The sequence below is a fragment of the Superficieibacter electus genome, from assembly GCF_002915575.1.
Taxonomy (GTDB): domain Bacteria; phylum Pseudomonadota; class Gammaproteobacteria; order Enterobacterales; family Enterobacteriaceae; genus Superficieibacter; species Superficieibacter electus.
The window spans coordinates 221,369-239,396 of sequence record NZ_PQGD01000005.1 but is presented as its reverse complement, the minus strand read 5'-3'; the positions used below and the strand labels follow the sequence as shown (position 1 = coordinate 239,396).

The 18,028-nt window shown below is 54.5% G+C and carries 17 protein-coding genes and 1 other annotated feature; of the genes, 5 read left to right on the top strand and 12 right to left on the bottom strand.

Going from position 1 to position 18,028, the window contains the following annotated elements; translation table 11 throughout:
- Nucleotides 1–79: 79 nt before the first annotated feature.
- The 3 genes from CHU32_RS07920 to ushA form a co-directional block, all read right to left on the bottom strand.
- Nucleotides 80–970 (bottom strand): oxidoreductase, encoded by an 891-nt coding sequence (locus CHU32_RS07920; protein ID WP_103674968.1) that lies wholly within the window; start codon nt 968–970, stop codon nt 80–82.
- Between the two features lie 274 nt (nt 971–1,244).
- Nucleotides 1,245–2,414, bottom strand: coding sequence for a hypothetical protein (locus CHU32_RS07915; RefSeq protein WP_133159228.1), 1,170 nt, complete (start codon nt 2,412–2,414; stop codon nt 1,245–1,247).
- A 6-nt stretch (nt 2,415–2,420) separates the two neighbouring features.
- A complete protein-coding gene (gene ushA / locus CHU32_RS07910; protein ID WP_103674966.1) occupies nt 2,421–4,073 on the bottom strand; it encodes a bifunctional UDP-sugar hydrolase/5'-nucleotidase UshA in 1,653 nt (550 codons plus the stop codon).
- 169 nt (nt 4,074–4,242) lie between these two features.
- Between ushA and CHU32_RS07905 the strand changes: the two genes are divergently transcribed.
- Both CHU32_RS07905 and ybaL read left to right on the top strand, forming a co-directional pair.
- Nucleotides 4,243–5,463: an MFS transporter gene (locus tag CHU32_RS07905; RefSeq protein WP_103674965.1), complete on the top strand. Its 1,221-nt coding sequence runs from the start codon at nt 4,243–4,245 to the stop codon at nt 5,461–5,463.
- 232 nt (nt 5,464–5,695) lie between these two features.
- Nucleotides 5,696–7,381 (top strand): YbaL family putative K(+) efflux transporter, encoded by a 1,686-nt coding sequence (gene ybaL / locus CHU32_RS07900; RefSeq protein WP_103674964.1) that lies wholly within the window; start codon nt 5,696–5,698, stop codon nt 7,379–7,381.
- Between the two features lie 210 nt (nt 7,382–7,591).
- Here ybaL and CHU32_RS07895 read toward each other — a convergent pair whose 3' ends face one another.
- The 3 genes from CHU32_RS07895 to adk form a co-directional block, all read right to left on the bottom strand.
- Nucleotides 7,592–8,896, bottom strand: a complete 1,305-nt coding sequence (locus tag CHU32_RS07895; protein WP_103674963.1) for an inosine/guanosine kinase — start codon at nt 8,894–8,896, stop codon at nt 7,592–7,594.
- Nucleotides 8,897–8,960: 64 nt separating this feature from the next.
- Nucleotides 8,961–9,923, bottom strand: a complete 963-nt coding sequence (gene hemH, locus CHU32_RS07890; protein WP_103750819.1) for a ferrochelatase — start codon at nt 9,921–9,923, stop codon at nt 8,961–8,963.
- A gap of 165 nt (nt 9,924–10,088) precedes the next feature.
- Complete coding sequence (gene adk / locus CHU32_RS07885) at nt 10,089–10,733, bottom strand: adenylate kinase (protein ID WP_103674961.1); 645 nt, start codon at nt 10,731–10,733, stop codon at nt 10,089–10,091.
- A 142-nt stretch (nt 10,734–10,875) separates the two neighbouring features.
- Here adk and CHU32_RS28215 point away from each other — a divergent pair, with 142 nt between their 5' ends.
- Nucleotides 10,876–11,052, top strand: a complete 177-nt coding sequence (locus CHU32_RS28215) for a hypothetical protein (RefSeq protein WP_176691629.1) — start codon at nt 10,876–10,878, stop codon at nt 11,050–11,052.
- 34 nt (nt 11,053–11,086) lie between these two features.
- Here the strand turns inward: CHU32_RS28215 and htpG are convergent, their stop codons facing one another.
- From htpG to CHU32_RS07845, 6 genes are all read right to left on the bottom strand, one after another.
- Nucleotides 11,087–12,961, bottom strand: a complete 1,875-nt coding sequence (gene htpG, locus CHU32_RS07875; protein WP_103674960.1) for a molecular chaperone HtpG — start codon at nt 12,959–12,961, stop codon at nt 11,087–11,089.
- A 110-nt stretch (nt 12,962–13,071) separates the two neighbouring features.
- The gene (recR, locus tag CHU32_RS07870; RefSeq protein ID WP_103674959.1) at nt 13,072–13,677 is read right to left on the bottom strand and encodes a recombination mediator RecR; all 606 of its coding nucleotides are present in this window, start codon (nt 13,675–13,677) and stop codon (nt 13,072–13,074) included.
- Nucleotides 13,677–14,009 carry a YbaB/EbfC family nucleoid-associated protein gene (locus tag CHU32_RS07865; RefSeq protein WP_103674958.1) on the bottom strand — a complete coding sequence of 111 codons (333 nt, stop codon included), beginning with the start codon at nt 14,007–14,009 and terminating at the stop codon, nt 13,677–13,679. Before CHU32_RS07865 ends, recR begins: the two co-directional genes overlap by 1 nt.
- 47 nt (nt 14,010–14,056) lie before the next feature.
- Nucleotides 14,057–15,985, bottom strand: coding sequence for a DNA polymerase III subunit gamma/tau (dnaX, locus tag CHU32_RS07860; RefSeq protein ID WP_103674957.1), 1,929 nt, complete (start codon nt 15,983–15,985; stop codon nt 14,057–14,059).
- Nucleotides 14,663–14,727 (bottom strand) — a sequence feature (DnaX frameshifting element). Its footprint overlaps the gene before it by 65 nt.
- A gap of 87 nt (nt 15,986–16,072) precedes the next feature.
- Entirely contained in the window at nt 16,073–16,624 is a 552-nt protein-coding gene (gene apt / locus CHU32_RS07855) for an adenine phosphoribosyltransferase (RefSeq protein ID WP_103674956.1), read from the bottom strand.
- 152 nt (nt 16,625–16,776) lie between these two features.
- A complete protein-coding gene (locus tag CHU32_RS07845) occupies nt 16,777–17,154 on the bottom strand; it encodes a DUF454 family protein (RefSeq protein WP_103674955.1) in 378 nt (125 codons plus the stop codon).
- Nucleotides 17,155–17,221: 67 nt separating this feature from the next.
- Between CHU32_RS07845 and priC the strand changes: the two genes are divergently transcribed.
- Both priC and rsmS read left to right on the top strand, forming a co-directional pair.
- Nucleotides 17,222–17,749 (top strand): primosomal replication protein N'', encoded by a 528-nt coding sequence (gene priC / locus CHU32_RS07840; protein WP_103674954.1) that lies wholly within the window; start codon nt 17,222–17,224, stop codon nt 17,747–17,749.
- A 14-nt stretch (nt 17,750–17,763) separates the two neighbouring features.
- Nucleotides 17,764–17,916, top strand: a complete 153-nt coding sequence (gene rsmS, locus CHU32_RS07835; protein WP_103674953.1) for a pleiotropic regulatory protein RsmS — start codon at nt 17,764–17,766, stop codon at nt 17,914–17,916.
- Nucleotides 17,917–18,028: the final 112 nt, after the last annotated feature.

Genomic DNA, 18,028 nt, shown 5'->3' with positions numbered 1-18,028 from the left:
CGCTCTGCGAGGTAAACAAGCAAACGCGATAGCCAGACATCGTCGAGCGCCTTCATGTTCAGGCCGTGATTTTAAGGTCTCAGCCGGGCCCTTCGCTCCCGGCTGCCAGCAGCGGCACCAGCACATCACTAATCGGGGTGGCAATGCCCTTTGAGCGACCGCAACGCTGAATGACGCCGTTACGAATATCCCACTCCAGCGGACGATTCGCCTGACGATCGGCGAGAATAGACGTGCCTAAATCCGCCGGAGCGCGATGAAAACCGTCGACGATCTCCTGGGGTACAGCATCGCTTAATACTGCGCCTTCTGCACGCGCTACCGCCAGACATTCTCGCAGATACACCAGCGCCAACCCGGTAATATCCGCCCGTGAAAACATACCGGCACGACGATTCGCCAGTACCATCAGGCCAGCGACCGCATTTTGCAGTAGCTTGCGCCAGGCAATGGAAACAAAATCCTCCGACAGTTCCACAGCGCAGCGTGTATCGCTAAGCGCCTGCGCGACCCGTCTTGCCTGCGGCACGTCTGGCAGCGTCAGACGCGGTGTAGCGCGCAGCCAGACCGACGCATCCGCCTCGCGCTGGGCCGGAAACCATACCACAGAAGGCAGTACGGTTGCGCCGTTGACATAAGGCTCCAGCAGGCTTTGTTGTTCAACGCCATTTTGCAGCGCGCAGACGATGGTATTTTCATTGCACAGCGTGTTCAGCCAGGCGGCGCTGTCAGCTACCTGAGTGGTTTTCACTGCGACAAATACCAGATTGACCGGGTGATCAATAGTGGCAGGGTCGCTTAACACCGGGCCGGGTACGATAATTTCACCGTCATCATGGCGCAGAATCAAGCGTGGATGCGCCGTACGCCCACAAAGAACCGGCGTGCAATGAACCTCGTGCAGCACGGCAGCAATCGTTGTACCGATGGCTCCCGGTCCCAACAATGCAATTGCAGGATGGTCAGACATATTGAGTTCTCCTGATTTGATTAATCACCAGTGCGCCCAATACCCTCACCGTGTACATGCGTTACGCAGGAATGGCTCACTCGTCTTCTGTGTGGTAGTTAACAACATCATTGATATGTCGGCAATGCAACCTTTACGCTCTGGCGAATGTCGTGCGCCAAAAAAGCGCGACGACGTGGCAACGATAAAATCCAGTATGGCTTTTCAAGCGGCGTTTTGAGATCCCGCAATCCATCATTTCAGAGACAAACTCAGCAGAAATAATATGTTCAGATCAAAAGCTACCCACTCTGACTTTATTGACCATATTCTCATTCACCCGTTTATAACGGTTTCCGTCTTTATCCAGGTGGCAGCTAAAATAGAGCCCCCCGGCGAAACTGATTGACCAGCCCTTGACCTTCTCTCTTTTCCCTGTAATTTTCAACACGCCAACTTTTGCATGATTAGCCACGTTCAGCATCCCTGCCCACTTCATACTTTTATCATCCGAATGGTCGCTGTATAACGCTAACACTTCCCTTTCATTACTGAATGAAAGATTAGAAAATAACAGGCAAAACTTCAGGTTAAACTTTCTGTCTTTAAGCGAGAATTCACAATCGTTATAAGAAATAGCTTGCCAGACGCTGCGTCCTGCTTTATGCGCAAAACTTTTCTCCTGGCTTAAATATTTCACTTCGATGCCGAATGGCGCAGGTTCAAAGCCTTCCTCAACCAAATGAGCGCGGGGATAGAAAACATAATCGATTCTGACATTGATGCCCTCAGTAACGTGAACCCCAGTAACTTCCTGATAAATATAAAAATCACTTTTAAACAGGTTAACCATCCATGCTTTCAGTTCTGTTTCTGATGAAAACAGCGAGGGGTTTAGTTCGGCATGTTCTTGTTTTACCTTTTTTATTCTCCTCTGTTGTTGGGACAAGGCCAGCAGGGTTTTGTCGATATCGAAGGATTCAATAAAGGTGTCCAGATGTTCTGATAACTTTTGAAAGGCCTCACGGTATTTTTTCTCTTGTTCTACATACAGAGGGTCGACACCCCCATTTAACGCTGAAAGCAACTGAATTTTTTCGCGTGAAAGTAGGGATAATTTTTGATGGCGTATTGTTAATTCGCGATTATATTCTTCCTCCAACGCGGGATCGAATGCGCGGGCAGGCTGGCCATCAAGCTCCGTCAACGCATCGGGGGCTTTGAGCGCGCCGCCCTTCTGTCTGCCACACTGATTGCACTGGCGAACATAGTGTTCTCCCCCGCCAAAATGACGAATTTTTACTTCCAGATTACGCTCACACTGGCATGGCTTATGCCTGAGCAGGGTTATTTGTTGTTCGATTTCATCCAGTCGGGAGATAAGTAAATCCGTGTTCATAAGTGATTTGGTCCACATCGACGGGCAGTCCGGCGCTAAACTTCGCGCCGGACTGCGTTTAGCCATGCAATATTATTCCCAGCGCGCCTCGTCTTTTGGCGCATAAGCATTCGCATCAAGCGGAGAATTCTGCTGGATAAACTGCTTGAGCACTTCGGCGTCAATAAAACCGGTATTCACGTAGCCGGGTTTATCGTCAAGACGCGGGTAACCATCGCCGCCGGTTGCGTTAAAGCTGAGTGTTGCCAGACGATATTTCTTCGCCGGATCGATCGGTTCACCTTTGATTTTAAGATCGTTTAGCTTGCCCTCTTTCGCCACGAAACTGACATTCGCAAACTGCGGATACGCCCCGGAATCGGGTTTCATCTGCGCGACGGCGGTCAGATAATCAATGACCTCCTGCCCGCTCAGATCGGCATATACCACAACGTTGCCAAAGGGCTGCACTTTGAGCACATTTTTATAGGTAATATCACCTGCCTCAATCGAATCACGAATGCCGCCGCCGCTCATCACGCCGAAATCGGCATTGGTACGGGCGATTTGTGCGGCGAGGATCAGATGCCCCAGATTGGTCTGCTCGAAGCGGACTTTACTGCGATCGCCTTCAAGCCTGCCGTTCACATTACCAATTTTTACGCCCAACTGTGCTTTGCCTTTATTCTGGAAAGGGGTCAGCATCGACAATACCTGCGGGTTCTCGGCGATTTCTGGCGTGTAGAGCACGCGCTCGCTCTCGCCATTATCCCAGGTCACTTTTTTCTTCAGGTTAACCGGAATAAGCTGATAGTTGACCAGTTTCATTTCACCATTGCGGAATTCAAAATCCGCCCGGCCCACGTATTTACCCCACTCATGCGCCTGCACTATCCAGATGCCGTTCTGCCGATCTGGCGCGCACGGTGTACCCGGCACGTAGTCGACCTGTTTTTTATTTTCAGACGCCATACAAACCGGGTCCTGGGAGTGGCCGCCGACAATCATCGCCAGCGATCCGGCGGGCAGGCTGCGTGCCATTTCAACATCACCCGGCGCATTCGAGCCGTGCTCGCCGTTGTCGTAGTGACCCATGTGGGTGGCGGCGATGATAAAGTCTGGCTTTTCCGTCTCGTTGAGTTCCTGAATTACCAGTTTTGCTTCCTCTGCCGGTTTGCGAAACTCAATGTCGGTGAAATATTCCGGGTTGCCGATTTTCGCCGTATCGTCGGTGGTTAAGCCAATGACGGCGATTTTCAGATCCTGGCGCTTGAACAACGCCCAGGGTTTAAACAGCCGCTCCCCGGTGCTTTTCTGGTAGATATTGGCGGAGAGGAACGGAAATTTAGCCCACTTCTCCTGCTGGCGCAGAACACTCAGCGGATTATCAAACTCGTGGTTGCCCACCGCCATCGCGTCATAGCCTATCAGGTTCATGCCGCGAAAATCGGGTTCAGCATCCTGCAAATCGGATTCCGGCACGCCGGTATTGATGTCGCCACCGGAGAGCAGTAGCACGCTGCCTCCCTCTGCTGCCACCTCTTTACGTATGCCGTCCACCAGCGTCTTTTGCGCCGCCAGACCGTATTCTCCGTATTCGCTGCGCCAGAAGTGCCCGTGGTGATCGTTAGTATGCAGGATGGTAATTTTATAGGTTTTATCTTTTTCATATGCCTGAGCCGACAGGCTTGCCAGCGTGCAGGCAGCCAGCACGGTCAGCGCAATGCCACGTTTTAAAAACGTCATATTTCTCTCCCTGACTAAATGTGTAATGGCGAAATTACCGCGTAATCAAATAGTAGACAACTTTGTTTGCATAATGCGACTTCCTTCGCCGCTTTCAGACAGGTATCTTAGCCACATAATTATTACTAACCTGCTTATCCCCTGCATCGAACCAATATAAGTGAAATTTATGGCAATCAGTGAAACTCGCTCTCTTGAGCAGGGGGCCTCAGCGCCGCCGCCAAAGTCCCGCACCGCGTTTGGTATACTGGGGGCAATCAGCCTCTCTCATTTATTAAATGATATGATCCAATCGCTGATCCTCGCGATTTATCCGCTTTTACAGGCTGAATTCTCCCTCACTTTCGTGCAAATCGGTCTGATTACGCTGACCTTTCAGCTGGCTTCATCGCTGTTCCAGCCGATAGTCGGCTACTGGACAGACAAACATCCAATGCCCTGGTCTTTGCCTGTCGGCATGTGCTTTACGTTAAGCGGGCTGGTATTACTGGCACTGGCGGGAAGCTTTGAGACAGTCCTGCTGGCAGCGGCACTGGTGGGTACCGGTTCGTCGGTGTTCCATCCGGAGTCCTCGCGTGTGGCGCGCATGGCCTCGGGAGGCCGGCACGGGCTGGCACAGTCTATTTTTCAGGTGGGCGGCAATTTTGGCAGCTCGCTGGGACCGTTGCTGGCGGCGGCGATCATTGCCCCTTATGGTAAAGGCAACGTAGCGTGGTTTGTGCTGGCGGCCCTGCTGGCCATCATCGTACTGGCGCAGGTCAGCCGCTGGTATGCCGCGCAGCATCGGGTAAATAAAGGGAAAACTTCCGCTGCGGTAATGAATTCGCTGCCGCGAAATAAGGTTATCCTCGCCGTCTGCGTCCTGCTGATACTCATTTTTTCAAAATACTTCTATATGGCGAGTATCAGCAGCTATTACACCTTTTACCTGATGCATAAATTTGGTCTTTCGGTACAAAACGCTCAGCTTCATCTGTTTGCGTTTCTGTTCGCCGTTGCGGCAGGAACGGTGATTGGCGGGCCTGTCGGCGATAAGATTGGCCGTAAGTATGTGATTTGGGGCTCTATCCTTGGCGTTGCGCCCTTTACCCTGCTTTTGCCCTGGGCCAGCCTCTACTGGACCGGCATTCTGACGGTGATTATTGGTTTTATTCTCGCCTCGGCTTTTTCGGCAATCCTGGTGTATGCCCAGGAGCTTTTGCCGGGCCGTATAGGAATGGTGTCAGGCCTGTTCTTTGGCTTTGCCTTCGGCATGGGGGGTCTCGGTGCCGCCGTACTGGGGCTGATTGCCGACCATCACGGTATTGATTTGGTTTATAAAATCTGTGCTTTCCTGCCACTTCTTGGGATCTTAACCATATTCTTGCCTGATAATCGGCATAAGGCATAGTTTCCCGCGGCCAAAACCGTTTTTTGGCCGCGCTCTTTCCGCGCGTTAACTGTGCTGGCCCGTGCTTGTATCCCTCATTTTTCCGTTCTGTGCCTTTTCTGCGCCAAATCCCATTTTTTTTCAAAATTCAACAATAATTCATCAACATGATGATTAATTTTGTCATAAACTATTACTCGGGTTTTTGGTTTCCTGCCAAAAATGGAGCCACGCATAAACGAAAGGAGACGGAATGCATCACGCCACACCGCTTATCACCACCATTGTCGGCGGCCTTGTGCTTGCCTTTATTCTCGGCATGCTTGCCAATAAATTACGTATTTCTCCACTGGTGGGATATTTGTTAGCGGGCGTCCTGGCCGGACCGTTTACGCCAGGTTTTGTGGCAGATACCAAACTGGCTCCTGAACTGGCGGAACTGGGCGTGATCCTGCTGATGTTCGGCGTGGGGCTGCATTTCTCTTTAAAGGATTTGATGGCGGTAAAGTCCATCGCCATTCCCGGAGCGATAGCGCAGATAGCGGTCGCCACGCTGCTGGGGATGGGACTCGCTGCGCTGATGGACTGGTCGCTGATGACCGGTATCGTTTTTGGTTTGTGTCTTTCGACCGCCAGTACTGTGGTGCTGCTGCGCGCGCTTGAAGAGCGGCAGCTGATTGACAGCCAGCGCGGACAAATCGCCATCGGCTGGCTTATCGTCGAAGACTTAGTAATGGTGCTGACGCTGGTGCTGCTGCCAGCGGTAGCCGGCATGCTGGAGAAAGGCAACGTCGGCCTGGCATCGCTGTCGCTGGATATGGGTATTACGATTGGCAAAGTGGTCGCCTTTATCGCCATTATGATGCTGGTGGGCCGTCGTCTGGTGCCATGGATCATGGCACGCAGCGCGGCTACCGGTTCTCGTGAACTCTTTACACTTTCCGTTCTGGCGCTGGCACTGGGTATTGCTTTTGGCGCAGTAGAGCTGTTTGACGTCTCCTTCGCGCTGGGGGCTTTCTTCGCCGGAATGGTGCTCAACGAATCCGAGCTGAGCCACCGCGCGGCGCACGATACCCTGCCGCTGCGCGACGCGTTTGCGGTACTGTTTTTTGTCTCAGTAGGCATGCTGTTCGATCCGATGATCCTGCTCGATCAGCCGCTGGCCGTGCTGGCCACGCTGGCGATTATTATTTTTGGTAAATCGGTCGCGGCGCTCTTGCTGGTACGTATGTTCGGACACTCCCAGCGTACTGCACTAACCATCGCCACCAGCCTCGCGCAAATTGGTGAATTTGCTTTTATCCTCGCAGGCCTGGGGATGGCACTCAATCTCCTCCCGCAGGCAGGGCAAAACCTGGTGCTGGCAGGGGCTATTCTGTCGATTATGCTCAATCCGGTGCTCTTCGCGCTGCTTGAGCGCTATCTCGATAAGACCGAAACGCTGGAAGAGCAGACGCTGGAAGAAGTGACTGAAGAAGAAAAACAGATCCCGGTTGATATCTGCAATCATGCTCTTCTGGTCGGTTTTGGCCGCGTCGGTAGCCTGCTGGGTGAGAAACTGATGGCGCAGGGCATCCCGCTGGTGGTGGTGGAAACCTCCCGGACCCGGGTTGATGAACTGCGCGAGCGCGGCATCCGGGCGGTGCTGGGAAATGCGGCCAATGAAGAGATCCTCAACCTGGCGCATCTCGACTGCGCCCGCTGGCTGCTGCTCACCATTCCCAACGGCTATGAGGCGGGAGAAATTGTCGCCTCGGCGCGTGAAAAATGCCCGAATATCGAGATTATCGCTCGCGCGCATTATGACGATGAAGTGGATTACATCACCGAACGTGGAGCCAATCAGGTGGTGATGGGCGAGCGGGAAATTGCGAACACGATGCTGATGCTGCTCGGCAAACCACCGATGGAAGAAGCGGTGACGAACAGTGTCGGATAGCACGGTGTTTTAACGCGTTCAGTAATATGCATCATGCCGGGTGGCGATCCGGCATGCTCCACTCTGCCCGTTAATGCCAGGTGGCGCTGCGCTTACCCTGCCTGCCCCCGGAAACAGGTCGACCAGCATCGACGTACTGTCGTTGAGTGCAACACGTAGGCTCGTGCAAGCGCCAGCGCCGCCGGGCATAACACCGGCAATCGGGCTGAATCAGCGCTCCCAGTACGACTCTTCCAGGCTATCTTCCCGTTCCGGCAGCCCGCGCGTCAGGCGCGGGGAGTGCTGGTTAAGCACCTGATAACTAACGCGGTTAGCGTATTTGCAGACCTGCGCCAGCGAAGAATAGGTGAGCCAGCTGTATTTATGCTTACTGGAGTTTGGCACGTTGTTACGGTGATAGTTGTTGGCGGTAATATCGTGCAGCAGCGCAGCCAGCGCGCCGTCGCCCGCGCCGTTAGTGTTCATGATCTTCTCAGGGCCACCCATATAAGGCGCGATGTGCGAGAAAATACGCAGCGGGTTAATACAATCCTTATGGCGCATGGCGCGGCTAAATTCATACTGGTTAAATTCGGCAATTGCGCCCGGCAGCAGCGGATGCTGGGTCTTGCGTTTGGCTTCCTCTTCGGTAAAACCGGCCATATACAGACCAACCGGACCGGCCGTACACAGCACCAGATCCACCCAGTCCAGCGCTTTATCGGATGCCAACAGCGGATCGCTCAGCCCGGTCAGCGCTTCGGCTTCTTCCTCATTCATGGCGAGGATCGACACGTGTTCTTTAAGAAATGCCTGCCACCATTGCGGATTATCAGCGATCACAAATTTGGTGCCCAGCGTCAGCACCACCGGCACGTTGTGCTTTTTAGCGTATTCAATGGCCTTCATCGTCGCATCAGGCATCGGCTCACCTGCATTACAGCGCACGAGGTAAGAAGTCAGCACCAGCGCGGACGCGCCGGCAATGACCTCTTCCGGAACGCTTTCGGCGCGAAACTGGTTCATATGCCCGGGGCTGATGGCAAACGTGCGCTCGCCGCTGTCGCTGATAAGCGTAAAGCAGCGTCCAATCGGCCCGTCTACACCTTGTAAGTAGTTGAGATCCGTGCGGCTGGAGGTATTACACAGGTAGCGGTAGGCATAGCCGCCGATTTCAATATTGCGGCACATCACGCCCAGCAGCACCGACCGGTCATCGGCCAGCACCGAGTAGTTATGCATGGTGTTACCAATGGTGCCGCCTGCAAATTGGTGGGTAATCAGATTGTCGCGCATCAGTTCCTGATAAACCGCCTCCGCCACATCATCGTCAATCACCAGCGAATGCCCGGCACTGAGGCCATACCGCACCACAAATTCATCATCCACTTTGGCTTCGATATCTACCAGCGTCTGGTCAATACCGACGATCCACGACGTGCCGGTTTCGCTTTCAGGCTGGATTTGCTGCAAAAGCGGATCGCGGGCGTTGACGGGAAAATAGTGTTTGGACTTGCGTTTACCAGGAAATTTCATGCGCGGGATTCAGATGGCAATTAACAGGCGGAGAATAGTAGCACACTCGCCGCCTGCGACGCGATTAGCGATAAGGGCGGGTAATATCATCCATCATTGCGATATGATCTACTGAATCATTAAGTGCGGGAATGTATTCATATTTTTCACCACCTGCTTCGAGGAAAAACTCGCGGTTCTGCACCGCAATTTCTTCCAGCGTCTCCAGGCAGTCGGCGGCAAAGCCAGGGCAGATAACCTGAATATGTTTAACCCCCTTCTCACCCAGCATCTTCAGCGTTTCATCGGTGTAAGGCGTTAGCCACGGCTCCCGTCCGAAGCGGGACTGGAAGGTCATCATTACTTTTTCAGGCGGCAGGCCCAGGGCCGAGACCAGCTCGCGGGTGGTGTCACGGCAGCGCTGCGGGTAATCATCCCCTTCATTCGCATAGCGCTGGGGAATGCCGTGATAGGACAATAACAGTAAATCCGGCTCGCCGTGGACGGCGAAAGAGGCGCGCACACTGTTAGCCAGCGCCTGAATATACGCGCTGTCGTCCGCGTAATCACGGATCAGGGTGACGCCGGGTACGCGGCGGTTTTTGGCCAGCAGCCGTCCCAGTTCATCCCACACCGCCGCCACCGTCGAGCAGGAGTACTGCGGGTAGAGCGGCAGCACCACGATATGATCGACATCGTTTGCCAGCAACTCATCCACCGCGCTGGCAAGCGAGGGTGAGCCATAGCTCATTCCCAGCGCGACCGGGACATCGGGCAGGCGTTCTGCCAGCGCGCGCTGCTGTCGGCGGCTGTAAACCATCAACGGCGAGCCTTCTTCCATCCACACCGACTGATAAAGCTTCGCCACGCGCGGCGAACGAATCGGCAAAATGACCCCACGCAGCAGCGGCCACCACAGTATACGCGGCGTATCTACCACACGTTTATCGCTCAGAAATTGCCGCAGATAGCGCTTAACCGCACCGGGCGTCGGTGCATCGGGAGTACCAAGGTTTGCCAGCAGAATACCGGTTTTCGTCTGACGCATTACCGCCTCTTATCGATTCAACTTGTTGATAATTGTAGCGGAAAAGTGAGGAAGAATAACTAATTGCTGTGAAAGGCGACGTTTTGCAGGATAACGTTAGGCAGCATCTTGTTCTGGCTGTAAACAATAAGCCCGAAAGCATGGCACTATCGGGCTTATTACATATTAGCCGAGGATTTTTTCCAGTTCGGCGCGTACGTCGCTGACCGCTTTGGTGCCGTCAACTTTCGCGTATTGGGTATTACCCGCCTGCGCTTCTTTCTGGTAGTAGCCGATCAGCGGCGCGGTCATCTGATGATACTCGACCAGACGTTTACGCACGGTTTCTTCCTGATCGTCTTTACGAGTGGTCAGCTCTTCACCGGTCACGTCATCTTTACCTTCCACTTTCGGCGGATTAAATTTGATGTGGTAGACGCGGCCAGATGCAGCGTGGACACGGCGGCCAATGATACGATCGACGATCAGTTCGTCCGGCACGTCAAATTCGAGCACATAATCAACGGTGATGCCCGCGTCTTTCATGGCGTCAGCCTGCGGAATGGTGCGCGGGAAACCGTCGAGCAGGAAGCCGTTGCGGCAGTCTTCCTGGGCAATACGCTCTTTGACCAGCGCGATGACCAGTTCGTCCGTCACCAGTTTGCCAGCGTCCATGATGTCTTTCGCCTGTTTACCCAGCTCGCTGCCGGATTTGACGGCCGCGCGCAGCATGTCACCGGTGGAGATTTGCGGAATGCCATATTTCTCCATGATGAACTGTGCCTGAGTTCCTTTACCCGCGCCTGGTGCGCCAAGCAGAATAATACGCATTACGAAAATCCCCTCAAAGGTTGTCATTTTTAAACAAAGCGCTAAACGATACCACCATCACGCTATCGGCTCAAGGAAGGGGAACGGCGCTGAAACGGTTAATGGGGAAGAATAAAGAGAAAAGCAGCGGTATGGCGTCGCAATGCCCGGTGGCGCTGCGCGTACCGGGCAGGCGGCACCGACCACCCTCACCCCAGCCCTCTCCCTGAGGGAGAGGGAGTACTCCGTACACCGGCGTAGCCCCGGTAAAGCGCAGCCGCCACCGGGCATGATGACACCAAAGCCAGAGCATCGTATTACGAATGCACAGGCCCGGTAAGGCGAGGCCGCCACCGGGCATCACACTACCGCTATCAGGAAACTAAAAGCTGGTTCATGCGGCGAATGAACAGGTTTGGATCTTCCAGGGTGCCACGTTCGGCGAACAGCGCCTGATCGAGCAGCAGTTCAACCCACTCTTTAAACTGTTCATCATCCTGAGTGTCCGCCGTGCGTTTCACCAGCACGTGATCCGGGTTCAGTTCAAAAATGTATTTCACTTCTGGTACCGCCTGGCCCGCCGCCGCAAACAGCTTCGCCATCTGGGTGCTCATTTCATCGTTGTCGGTGGTGACAATCGCGGGCGTATCGGTCAGACGATGCGTCAGCCGCACCTCTTTCACGCGATCGCCCAGTAAGGTTTTCACCCGCTCAACGAACGGCGTCAGCGCTTTTTCTGCTTCCTTCGCGCTTTCGTCAACATCGTCAGCCAGTTTATCCAGCGATTCGTCAGCTTTCGAAATGGACTGGAATGATTTACCGTCGAACTCGGTCAGATAGTTCATCATCCACTCGTCGATGCGATCGGAAAGGAGTAGCACTTCAATACCTTTCTTACGCAGCAGTTCCAGGTGCGGGCTGCTCTTCGCGGCCGCATAGCTGTCGGCGGTGATGTAGTAGATTTTCTCCTGCCCTTCTTTCATGCGCGAGACGTAGTCAGCCAGCGCAACCGTCTGCTCAGACGAGTCGGTATGCGTGGAGGCAAAACGCAGTAATTTAGCAATCGCTTCCTGGTTGGCGTTGTCTTCCGCCGGGCCTTCTTTCAATACCAGGCCAAACTGTTTCCAGAAGGTCTGGTATTTTTCAGCGTCGTCTTTCGCCAGTTTTTCCAGCATTTGCAGAACGCGTTTACTCAGCGCGCTGCGCAGGTTACGGGTGACGGTGCTGTCCTGAAGGATCTCGCGAGAGACGTTGAGCGGCAGGTCGCTGGAGTCGATCAGGCCGCGCACGAAGCGCAGGTAGTTGGGCATAAACTGTTCGGCGTCGTCCATAATGAAAACGCGCTGAACGTACAGCTTCAGGCCGTGCTTATGGTCGCGATTCCACATGTCCCACGGTGCCTGCGACGGGATATACAGCAGGCTGGTGTACTCCTGCTTGCCTTCCACCCGGTTATGGCTCCAGGTCAGCGGATCGGTGAAATCGTGGGCGATGTGCTTGTAAAACTCGGTGTACTCTTCGTCTTTAATTTCCGCGCGATTGCGGGTCCACAGCGCCTGCGCCTTGTTGATCTTCTCCCAGGAAACCACGGTCTCGCCGTCTTTCTCTTCGGATTTTTCGATCTCTACCGGCAGGGCGATATGGTCGGAGTATTTGCTGATGATCGAACGCACGCGCCAGTCATCGAGGAATTCGTCTTCACCTTCACGCAGATGCAGCGTGATTTCGGTGCCGCGATCCGCTTTATTGATATCCGCGACGGTATATTCGCCTTCGCCGGCAGATTCCCAGAACACGCCGTTCTCAGCAGCATCGCCCGCCGCACGGGTACGCACGGTCACTTTATCGGCTACGATAAACGCGGAATAGAAGCCGACGCCGAACTGACCAATAAGCTGGCTGTCTTTCGCCTGATCGGACCCCATCGATTCGAGGAACGATTTGGTGCCGGATTTGGCGATGGTCCCCAGATGATCGACCACATCGTCGCGGTTCATCCCCACGCCGTTATCAGCAATGGTCAGGGTGCGTTGTTCTTTATCGAACGAGACGCGTACGCGCAGTTCGCCGTCGCCTTCATACAGATCCGGGTTAGACAACGCGCGAAAACGCAGCTTGTCTGCCGCATCCGAGGCGTTCGAGATAAGCTCACGCAGGAAGATCTCTTTGTTGGAATAGAGAGAGTGGATCATCAGGTGCAGAAGCTGTTTTACTTCTGACTGAAAGCCGCGAGTTTCTTGTCCTTTCATCGTGTTCAACCTCAACAATACCGTTTATCAGGTAAAAAAAGTGATGAGGGTGAGATGGGGTTACGGTGGGAAAATTTCAAGCGGGAGCAAAAATTTCTGCTCCCGTTTGCTTAAAAACGAATCTTATGACGCCCGGCCAGAGAGTGTGACAGCGTAGTACCATCAACCATTTCCAGCTCGCCGCCGACCGGCACGCCGTGGGCGATACGGCTGGCTTCGACGCCATACTGCGCGCAGAGTTCGGCGATATAGTTAGCGGTCGCCTCCCCTTCCACCGTCGGGTTGGTGGCGAGGATGACTTCTTTAAGCGTTTCGCTTTCCAGACGCTGCTCCAGCCGGTCGAGACCGATATCGGCAGGGCCGATACCGTCCAGCGGCGAGAGGTGGCCCATCAGCACAAAATAGCGCCCGGAAAACTGTCCAGTCTGCTCAATGGCATAGATGTCCGCCGGACTCTCCACCACGCAGATTTGACCGTTTTCCTGACGACGCGGATTGGCGCAAATATTGCACACTTCCTGCTCGGTAAAGGTGCGGCAATCGGCACAGTGGCCGATTTCCGACATCGCCTTCGTCAGCGACTGCGCCAGGCGCATCCCGCCGCTGCGATCCCGCTGCAACAGCGTAAACGCCATGCGCTGTGCCGATTTCGGGCCGACGCCCGGCAGGCAGCGCAGGGCTTCCATTAGCTGAGTTAACAGCGGACTGGTTTGCATCAGAACGGCAACTTCATACCCGGCGGCAACTGCATGCCGGAGGAAACGGAGGCCATTTTCTCTTTCTGAGTCTCTTCAATGCGACGCGCTGCGTCGTTGAAGGCCGCAGCCACCAGGTCTTCCAGCATCTCTTTGTCGTCTTCCAGCAGGCTCGGATCGATTTCCACGCGACGGCAGTTGTGCGCACCGTTGATGGTCACTTTCACCAGTCCGGCACCGGATTCGCCAGTGACTTCCATCTGGGCGATTTCTTCCTGCATTTTTTGCATTTTTTCCTGCATCTGCTGGGCCTGCTTCATCAGATTACCCAGACCGCCTTTACCACCAAACATAGGCTTCTCTCTCATTAAAGGTTAACGACCCTACGCGTAGCGTGAGATCAAATGGGGCGGATACTCTCTTCATCCAAATCCGCGTCAAAGAAACGACGCAGCGTCTGGATGTTGTTATCCGCAATAATGGCCTCGCGCGCCTGCGCGAGTTTTTCTTCATAAATCGCCTGACGCCACTCCAGCGGCGTACGGATCGCCGGATTATCATCTTCAATGATAGTCAGTTCAACCGGCTTACCGTATAACGTGTTCATTGCTTCGCTCAGCTTCTGCTGCGCCCCGGCAGAATTCAAATGGCGCTGCGCGGGACGCAAATGCAGGCAAATCGCATCACCGCTCTGCTCCTTCCACGCGTTAAGCGCCACCTGCTCAACCAGTTTTGGTAACTGAAGCTGTTTCACTTCGGCCGCCCACGGATCGCGCGCCATGGCTTCTACCGCCAGCTTTTCTGCCAGCTCCGGCGTTTTTTCGTGCTCCAGCGCTTTTTTTAATGCTTTCGGCGTAGCGATAACTTCTTTAACTGCCTCGCTGACCGGCGTCGTCGCTTTCCAGCGGTAGGCTTCTTTCTTTACCGGCACCGCTTCCTGAGCAGTTTGCGCCGGGCGAGTCTGGAGCCGTTCGGAAACAGAAGCCAGTCTTTCCAGCGCAGCGTTATTCACCGGCCGCGCGCGGGATGCGGCTGCCGGTTCATTCTTTTTTGTTTTGGTTGCTCCCTGAGCGCGCTGTAGCTGGCTGCGCGCCGCCAGAACGCTGCTGGTGGCGTCATTTTGCACAACCGGCGCGGCTGGTGCAGGCGCAGACTGTACAGGGATCTGCGTCGGCGTCATGACCGCCGTCGGCGCAACTGGCGCAAATGACTGCTGGACGCCTTCCGGCTCCGGCAACGGCATCTGCGGATGGAATGCCAGCGCACGCAGTAGCGTCATCTCAACGCCCATCCGACGGTCTGGCGCATAGGGTAGCTCTTTGCGACCGACGAGCAGCGTCTGGTAATAGAGCTGGATATCCGCAGGCGGCACGGTGCGGGCTAATTCACGCATTCGCTGCTCAATGGACGCCATATCGGCTCCCAGCGCAGAAGGCGAAAGCTGGACCATCGCAATCCGGTGCAGCAGACTTTGCATTTCGACCAACAATGCGTCCCACTCAATCCCGTGCAGCGCCGCTTCATTGACCAGCGCCATTACGTTTTCGCCGTTAGCTGCCACCAGCGCTTCAATCAATGACAGCGCCTGATCGTCATCCAGAGTACCAAGCATAGTACTGACGGCGGCGGCAGTCAGTTGTCCGTCGCCGCTGGCAATCGCCTGATCGGTCAGGCTCAGCGCATCACGCAGGCTACCATCCGCCGCCCGCGACAGGAGCTGAAGTGCACGCGGTTCGTGGACAATCTTCTCTTCATCAAGAATGTGTTCGAGCTGATGGCCGATCTGCTCAACGTCGAGCGCCTTAAGATGAAATTGCAGGCAGCGCGACAGGATCGTCACCGGGAGCTTCTGCGGATCGGTGGTCGCCAGCAGGAATTTCACGTGCGACGGCGGCTCCTCCAGCGTTTTCAGCAGGGCGTTGAAGCTATGGCGCGACAGCATGTGGACTTCATCGATCAGATACACTTTGAAACGTCCGCGTGCCGGGGCGTACTGCACGTTATCCAGCAGGTCGCGGGTGTCTTCGACTTTAGTACGGGAAGCGGCGTCAATTTCAATTAAATCGACAAAGCGCCCCTGCTCGATTTCACGGCAGTTATCACACACGCCGCATGGCGTAGCAGTGATGCCGGTTTCGCAATTCAGCCCCTTCGCCAGCAGACGGGCGATAGAGGTTTTGCCGACGCCACGGGTGCCGGAAAAAAGATATGCGTGATGAATACGCCCTAACGATAAGCCGTTTGCCAGGGCGGTCAGCACGTGTTCCTGGCCGACGACGTCAGCAAAGGTTTGTGGACGCCATTTGCGGGCTAAGACCTGATAACTCATTGGCTGGCTCTGACGCTGGAAGGTGGATTCATGAAGGGGTAATGCTATCACAACCTCACCCGTTGAGCGAGGTTGTGCGTCAGGGGATTAATGCCCCGGGAAGGGTACCAGGCTGTAACTGGTAATACCTTGTTTTTCCAGACGTTGCTCGCCGCCCAGATCGAACAGATTGATGATAAATGCCGCATCAGTCACTTCCCCACCCAGACGGCGGATCAGCTTAACAGTGGCTTCAATCGTGCCGCCCGTGGCAAGTAAGTCATCCACCACCAGCACTTTATCGCCCGGCTGGATCGCATCAACGTGGATTTCCAGTTGGTCAGTGCCGTATTCCAGCTCATAGCTTTCTGCGATGGTTTCCCGCGGCAGTTTGCGCGGCTTACGTACCGGCACAAATCCTACCTCCAGACCCAGCGCGACCGGCGCACCGAACAGGAAACCACGCGCTTCAGTACCAACGACTTTGGTGATCCCGGCGTTTTTATAGCGCTCAACCAGCAATTCAATGCTGAGAGCATACGCTTTGGGGTCTTCCAGCAAGCTGGTGACATCGCGGAAAAGGATGCCAGGTTTTGGATAATCCTGGATACTTTTGATGCTGTTTTTCAGAAATTCAAGCTGCTGTGCAGTTGCGGTCATAGATATATGCCTGATTAATACGGTGTTACTCACCACGCAGCCGAAAGAGGCCAAAAGAAACATTTGTTTAACCTTTGACCAGGCGCGCGCGTGCTCGAAAACGGTCGAATTTACTGGCTGTGCCGGACAAATGCAACAGCGATTATTGCCGTTCAGTGCTTTTGTTGTTTTGCATCAACCACCGGAATACGCCACATGAAAATCAGCAGGCAGCTTAATATCACCAGCAGCAGGATACGCACCCATAACATCTTTACCAGCCATAGCGAAAGCGCGAAGGTCAGCAGGATCATAATAATAGCCCTGGGTTTCGCCCCCGGCGGCATGGCGCGATGGGCTTGCCAGTGGCGCAAATAGCTGCCGAACCATGACCTGTGCAAAAGCCAGTGATGAAAGCGCGGCGAAGAGCGCGCAAAGCACCAGGCTGCGAGTAAGATAAACGGTGTGGTCGGCAGCAGCGGCAAAAAAACGCCGAGCGTGCCGAGGACTACCGCCAGCCAGCCAATAATGAGTAAAATAGTGCGTCGCATAGTACGAATCGTTACGTAACTGAACGGCTAATGTAACATAGCTGTTGTAATTACAGGAGAGAATGCGCTGAAAACTGCCCGACTACTGCATATTCTGCATCAACAGCTTGAAGAACTGCGCGCCCGCGTGGTACCGCTGGCGCATTATGCCACGCTAAGCGCCCGCTTCGATCGCCATTTATTTAAAACCCGCAGCACGCTATTACAGGCCTGCGTTGATGAAGCGCAGGCTGGCTATGATGAACTTTGCCGGGCGGTTGAACAGCAGCAGCTTGCGCAGGTGGCCTGGCTGGCTGAGCACCTTAGCGCACAAATTGAGGCCATCACCCGGGAAACAACCAGTTGGTCGCTGCGCGCCTGGGATAATGGCTCTCCCGGCATCACGAAATGGCAACGTAAGCGTCTTCAGCATCAGGAATTCGAACGCCGCCTGATTGAGATGAAGGCGCAGCGTGTTAATCAGCATGCGCAGGCAACCTCGTTTGAAGAACAGCAGCGACTGGCGCGGGAAGTTGAGGCTTTTAATGGCAGGATTAGCCGCTGTCGTCATGCGCTGGCGGAAATTGAACAGGTACTGGCGCGCCTGACGCGCTAATGACAGGAGAGAAAATGTCACTGGAAAATGCGCCCGACGAGGTCAAACTGGCGGTCGATTTGATTATGCTGCTGGAAGAACATGCTATTGCACCAGAAACGGTATTAAAAGCGCTGGCCATTGTTCAGCGTGATTTTGAAAATAAAATCAACGCGGCTGAAGCGTAGCGTCACGTTCATTGCGATGCCATGTGCGCATCATGCCGGGCGGCGGCTACGCCTTGCCCGGCCTACGAAACCGCGCAGTACCTAAACGTTGGCCAGACAAAATGTAGGCCTG

Bases quoted from the DNA above. Each gene is read 5' to 3' on its own strand.
- CHU32_RS07915 (WP_133159228.1), bottom strand. From the start codon at position 2,414: ATGGCTAAACGCAGTCCGGCGCGAAGTTTAGCGCCGGACTGCCCGTCG.
- CHU32_RS07920 (WP_103674968.1), bottom strand. From the start codon at position 970: ATGTCTGACCATCCTGCAATTGCATTGTTGGGACCGGGAGCCATCGGT.
- dnaX (WP_103674957.1), bottom strand. From the start codon at position 15,985: ATGAGTTATCAGGTCTTAGCCCGCAAATGGCGTCCACAAACCTTTGCT.
- CHU32_RS07865 (WP_103674958.1), bottom strand. From the start codon at position 14,009: ATGTTTGGTGGTAAAGGCGGTCTGGGTAATCTGATGAAGCAGGCCCAG.
- hemH (WP_103750819.1), bottom strand. From the start codon at position 9,923: ATGCGTCAGACGAAAACCGGTATTCTGCTGGCAAACCTTGGTACTCCC.
- adk (WP_103674961.1), bottom strand. From the start codon at position 10,733: ATGCGTATTATTCTGCTTGGCGCACCAGGCGCGGGTAAAGGAACTCAG.
- ybaL (WP_103674964.1), top strand. From the start codon at position 5,696: ATGCATCACGCCACACCGCTTATCACCACCATTGTCGGCGGCCTTGTG.
- CHU32_RS28215 (WP_176691629.1), top strand. From the start codon at position 10,876: ATGCCCGGTGGCGCTGCGCGTACCGGGCAGGCGGCACCGACCACCCTC.
- recR (WP_103674959.1), bottom strand. From the start codon at position 13,677: ATGCAAACCAGTCCGCTGTTAACTCAGCTAATGGAAGCCCTGCGCTGC.
- CHU32_RS07895 (WP_103674963.1), bottom strand. From the start codon at position 8,896: ATGAAATTTCCTGGTAAACGCAAGTCCAAACACTATTTTCCCGTCAAC.
- CHU32_RS07905 (WP_103674965.1), top strand. From the start codon at position 4,243: ATGGCAATCAGTGAAACTCGCTCTCTTGAGCAGGGGGCCTCAGCGCCG.
- ushA (WP_103674966.1), bottom strand. From the start codon at position 4,073: ATGACGTTTTTAAAACGTGGCATTGCGCTGACCGTGCTGGCTGCCTGC.
- CHU32_RS07845 (WP_103674955.1), bottom strand. From the start codon at position 17,154: ATGCGACGCACTATTTTACTCATTATTGGCTGGCTGGCGGTAGTCCTC.
- rsmS (WP_103674953.1), top strand. From the start codon at position 17,764: ATGTCACTGGAAAATGCGCCCGACGAGGTCAAACTGGCGGTCGATTTG.
- apt (WP_103674956.1), bottom strand. From the start codon at position 16,624: ATGACCGCAACTGCACAGCAGCTTGAATTTCTGAAAAACAGCATCAAA.
- htpG (WP_103674960.1), bottom strand. From the start codon at position 12,961: ATGAAAGGACAAGAAACTCGCGGCTTTCAGTCAGAAGTAAAACAGCTT.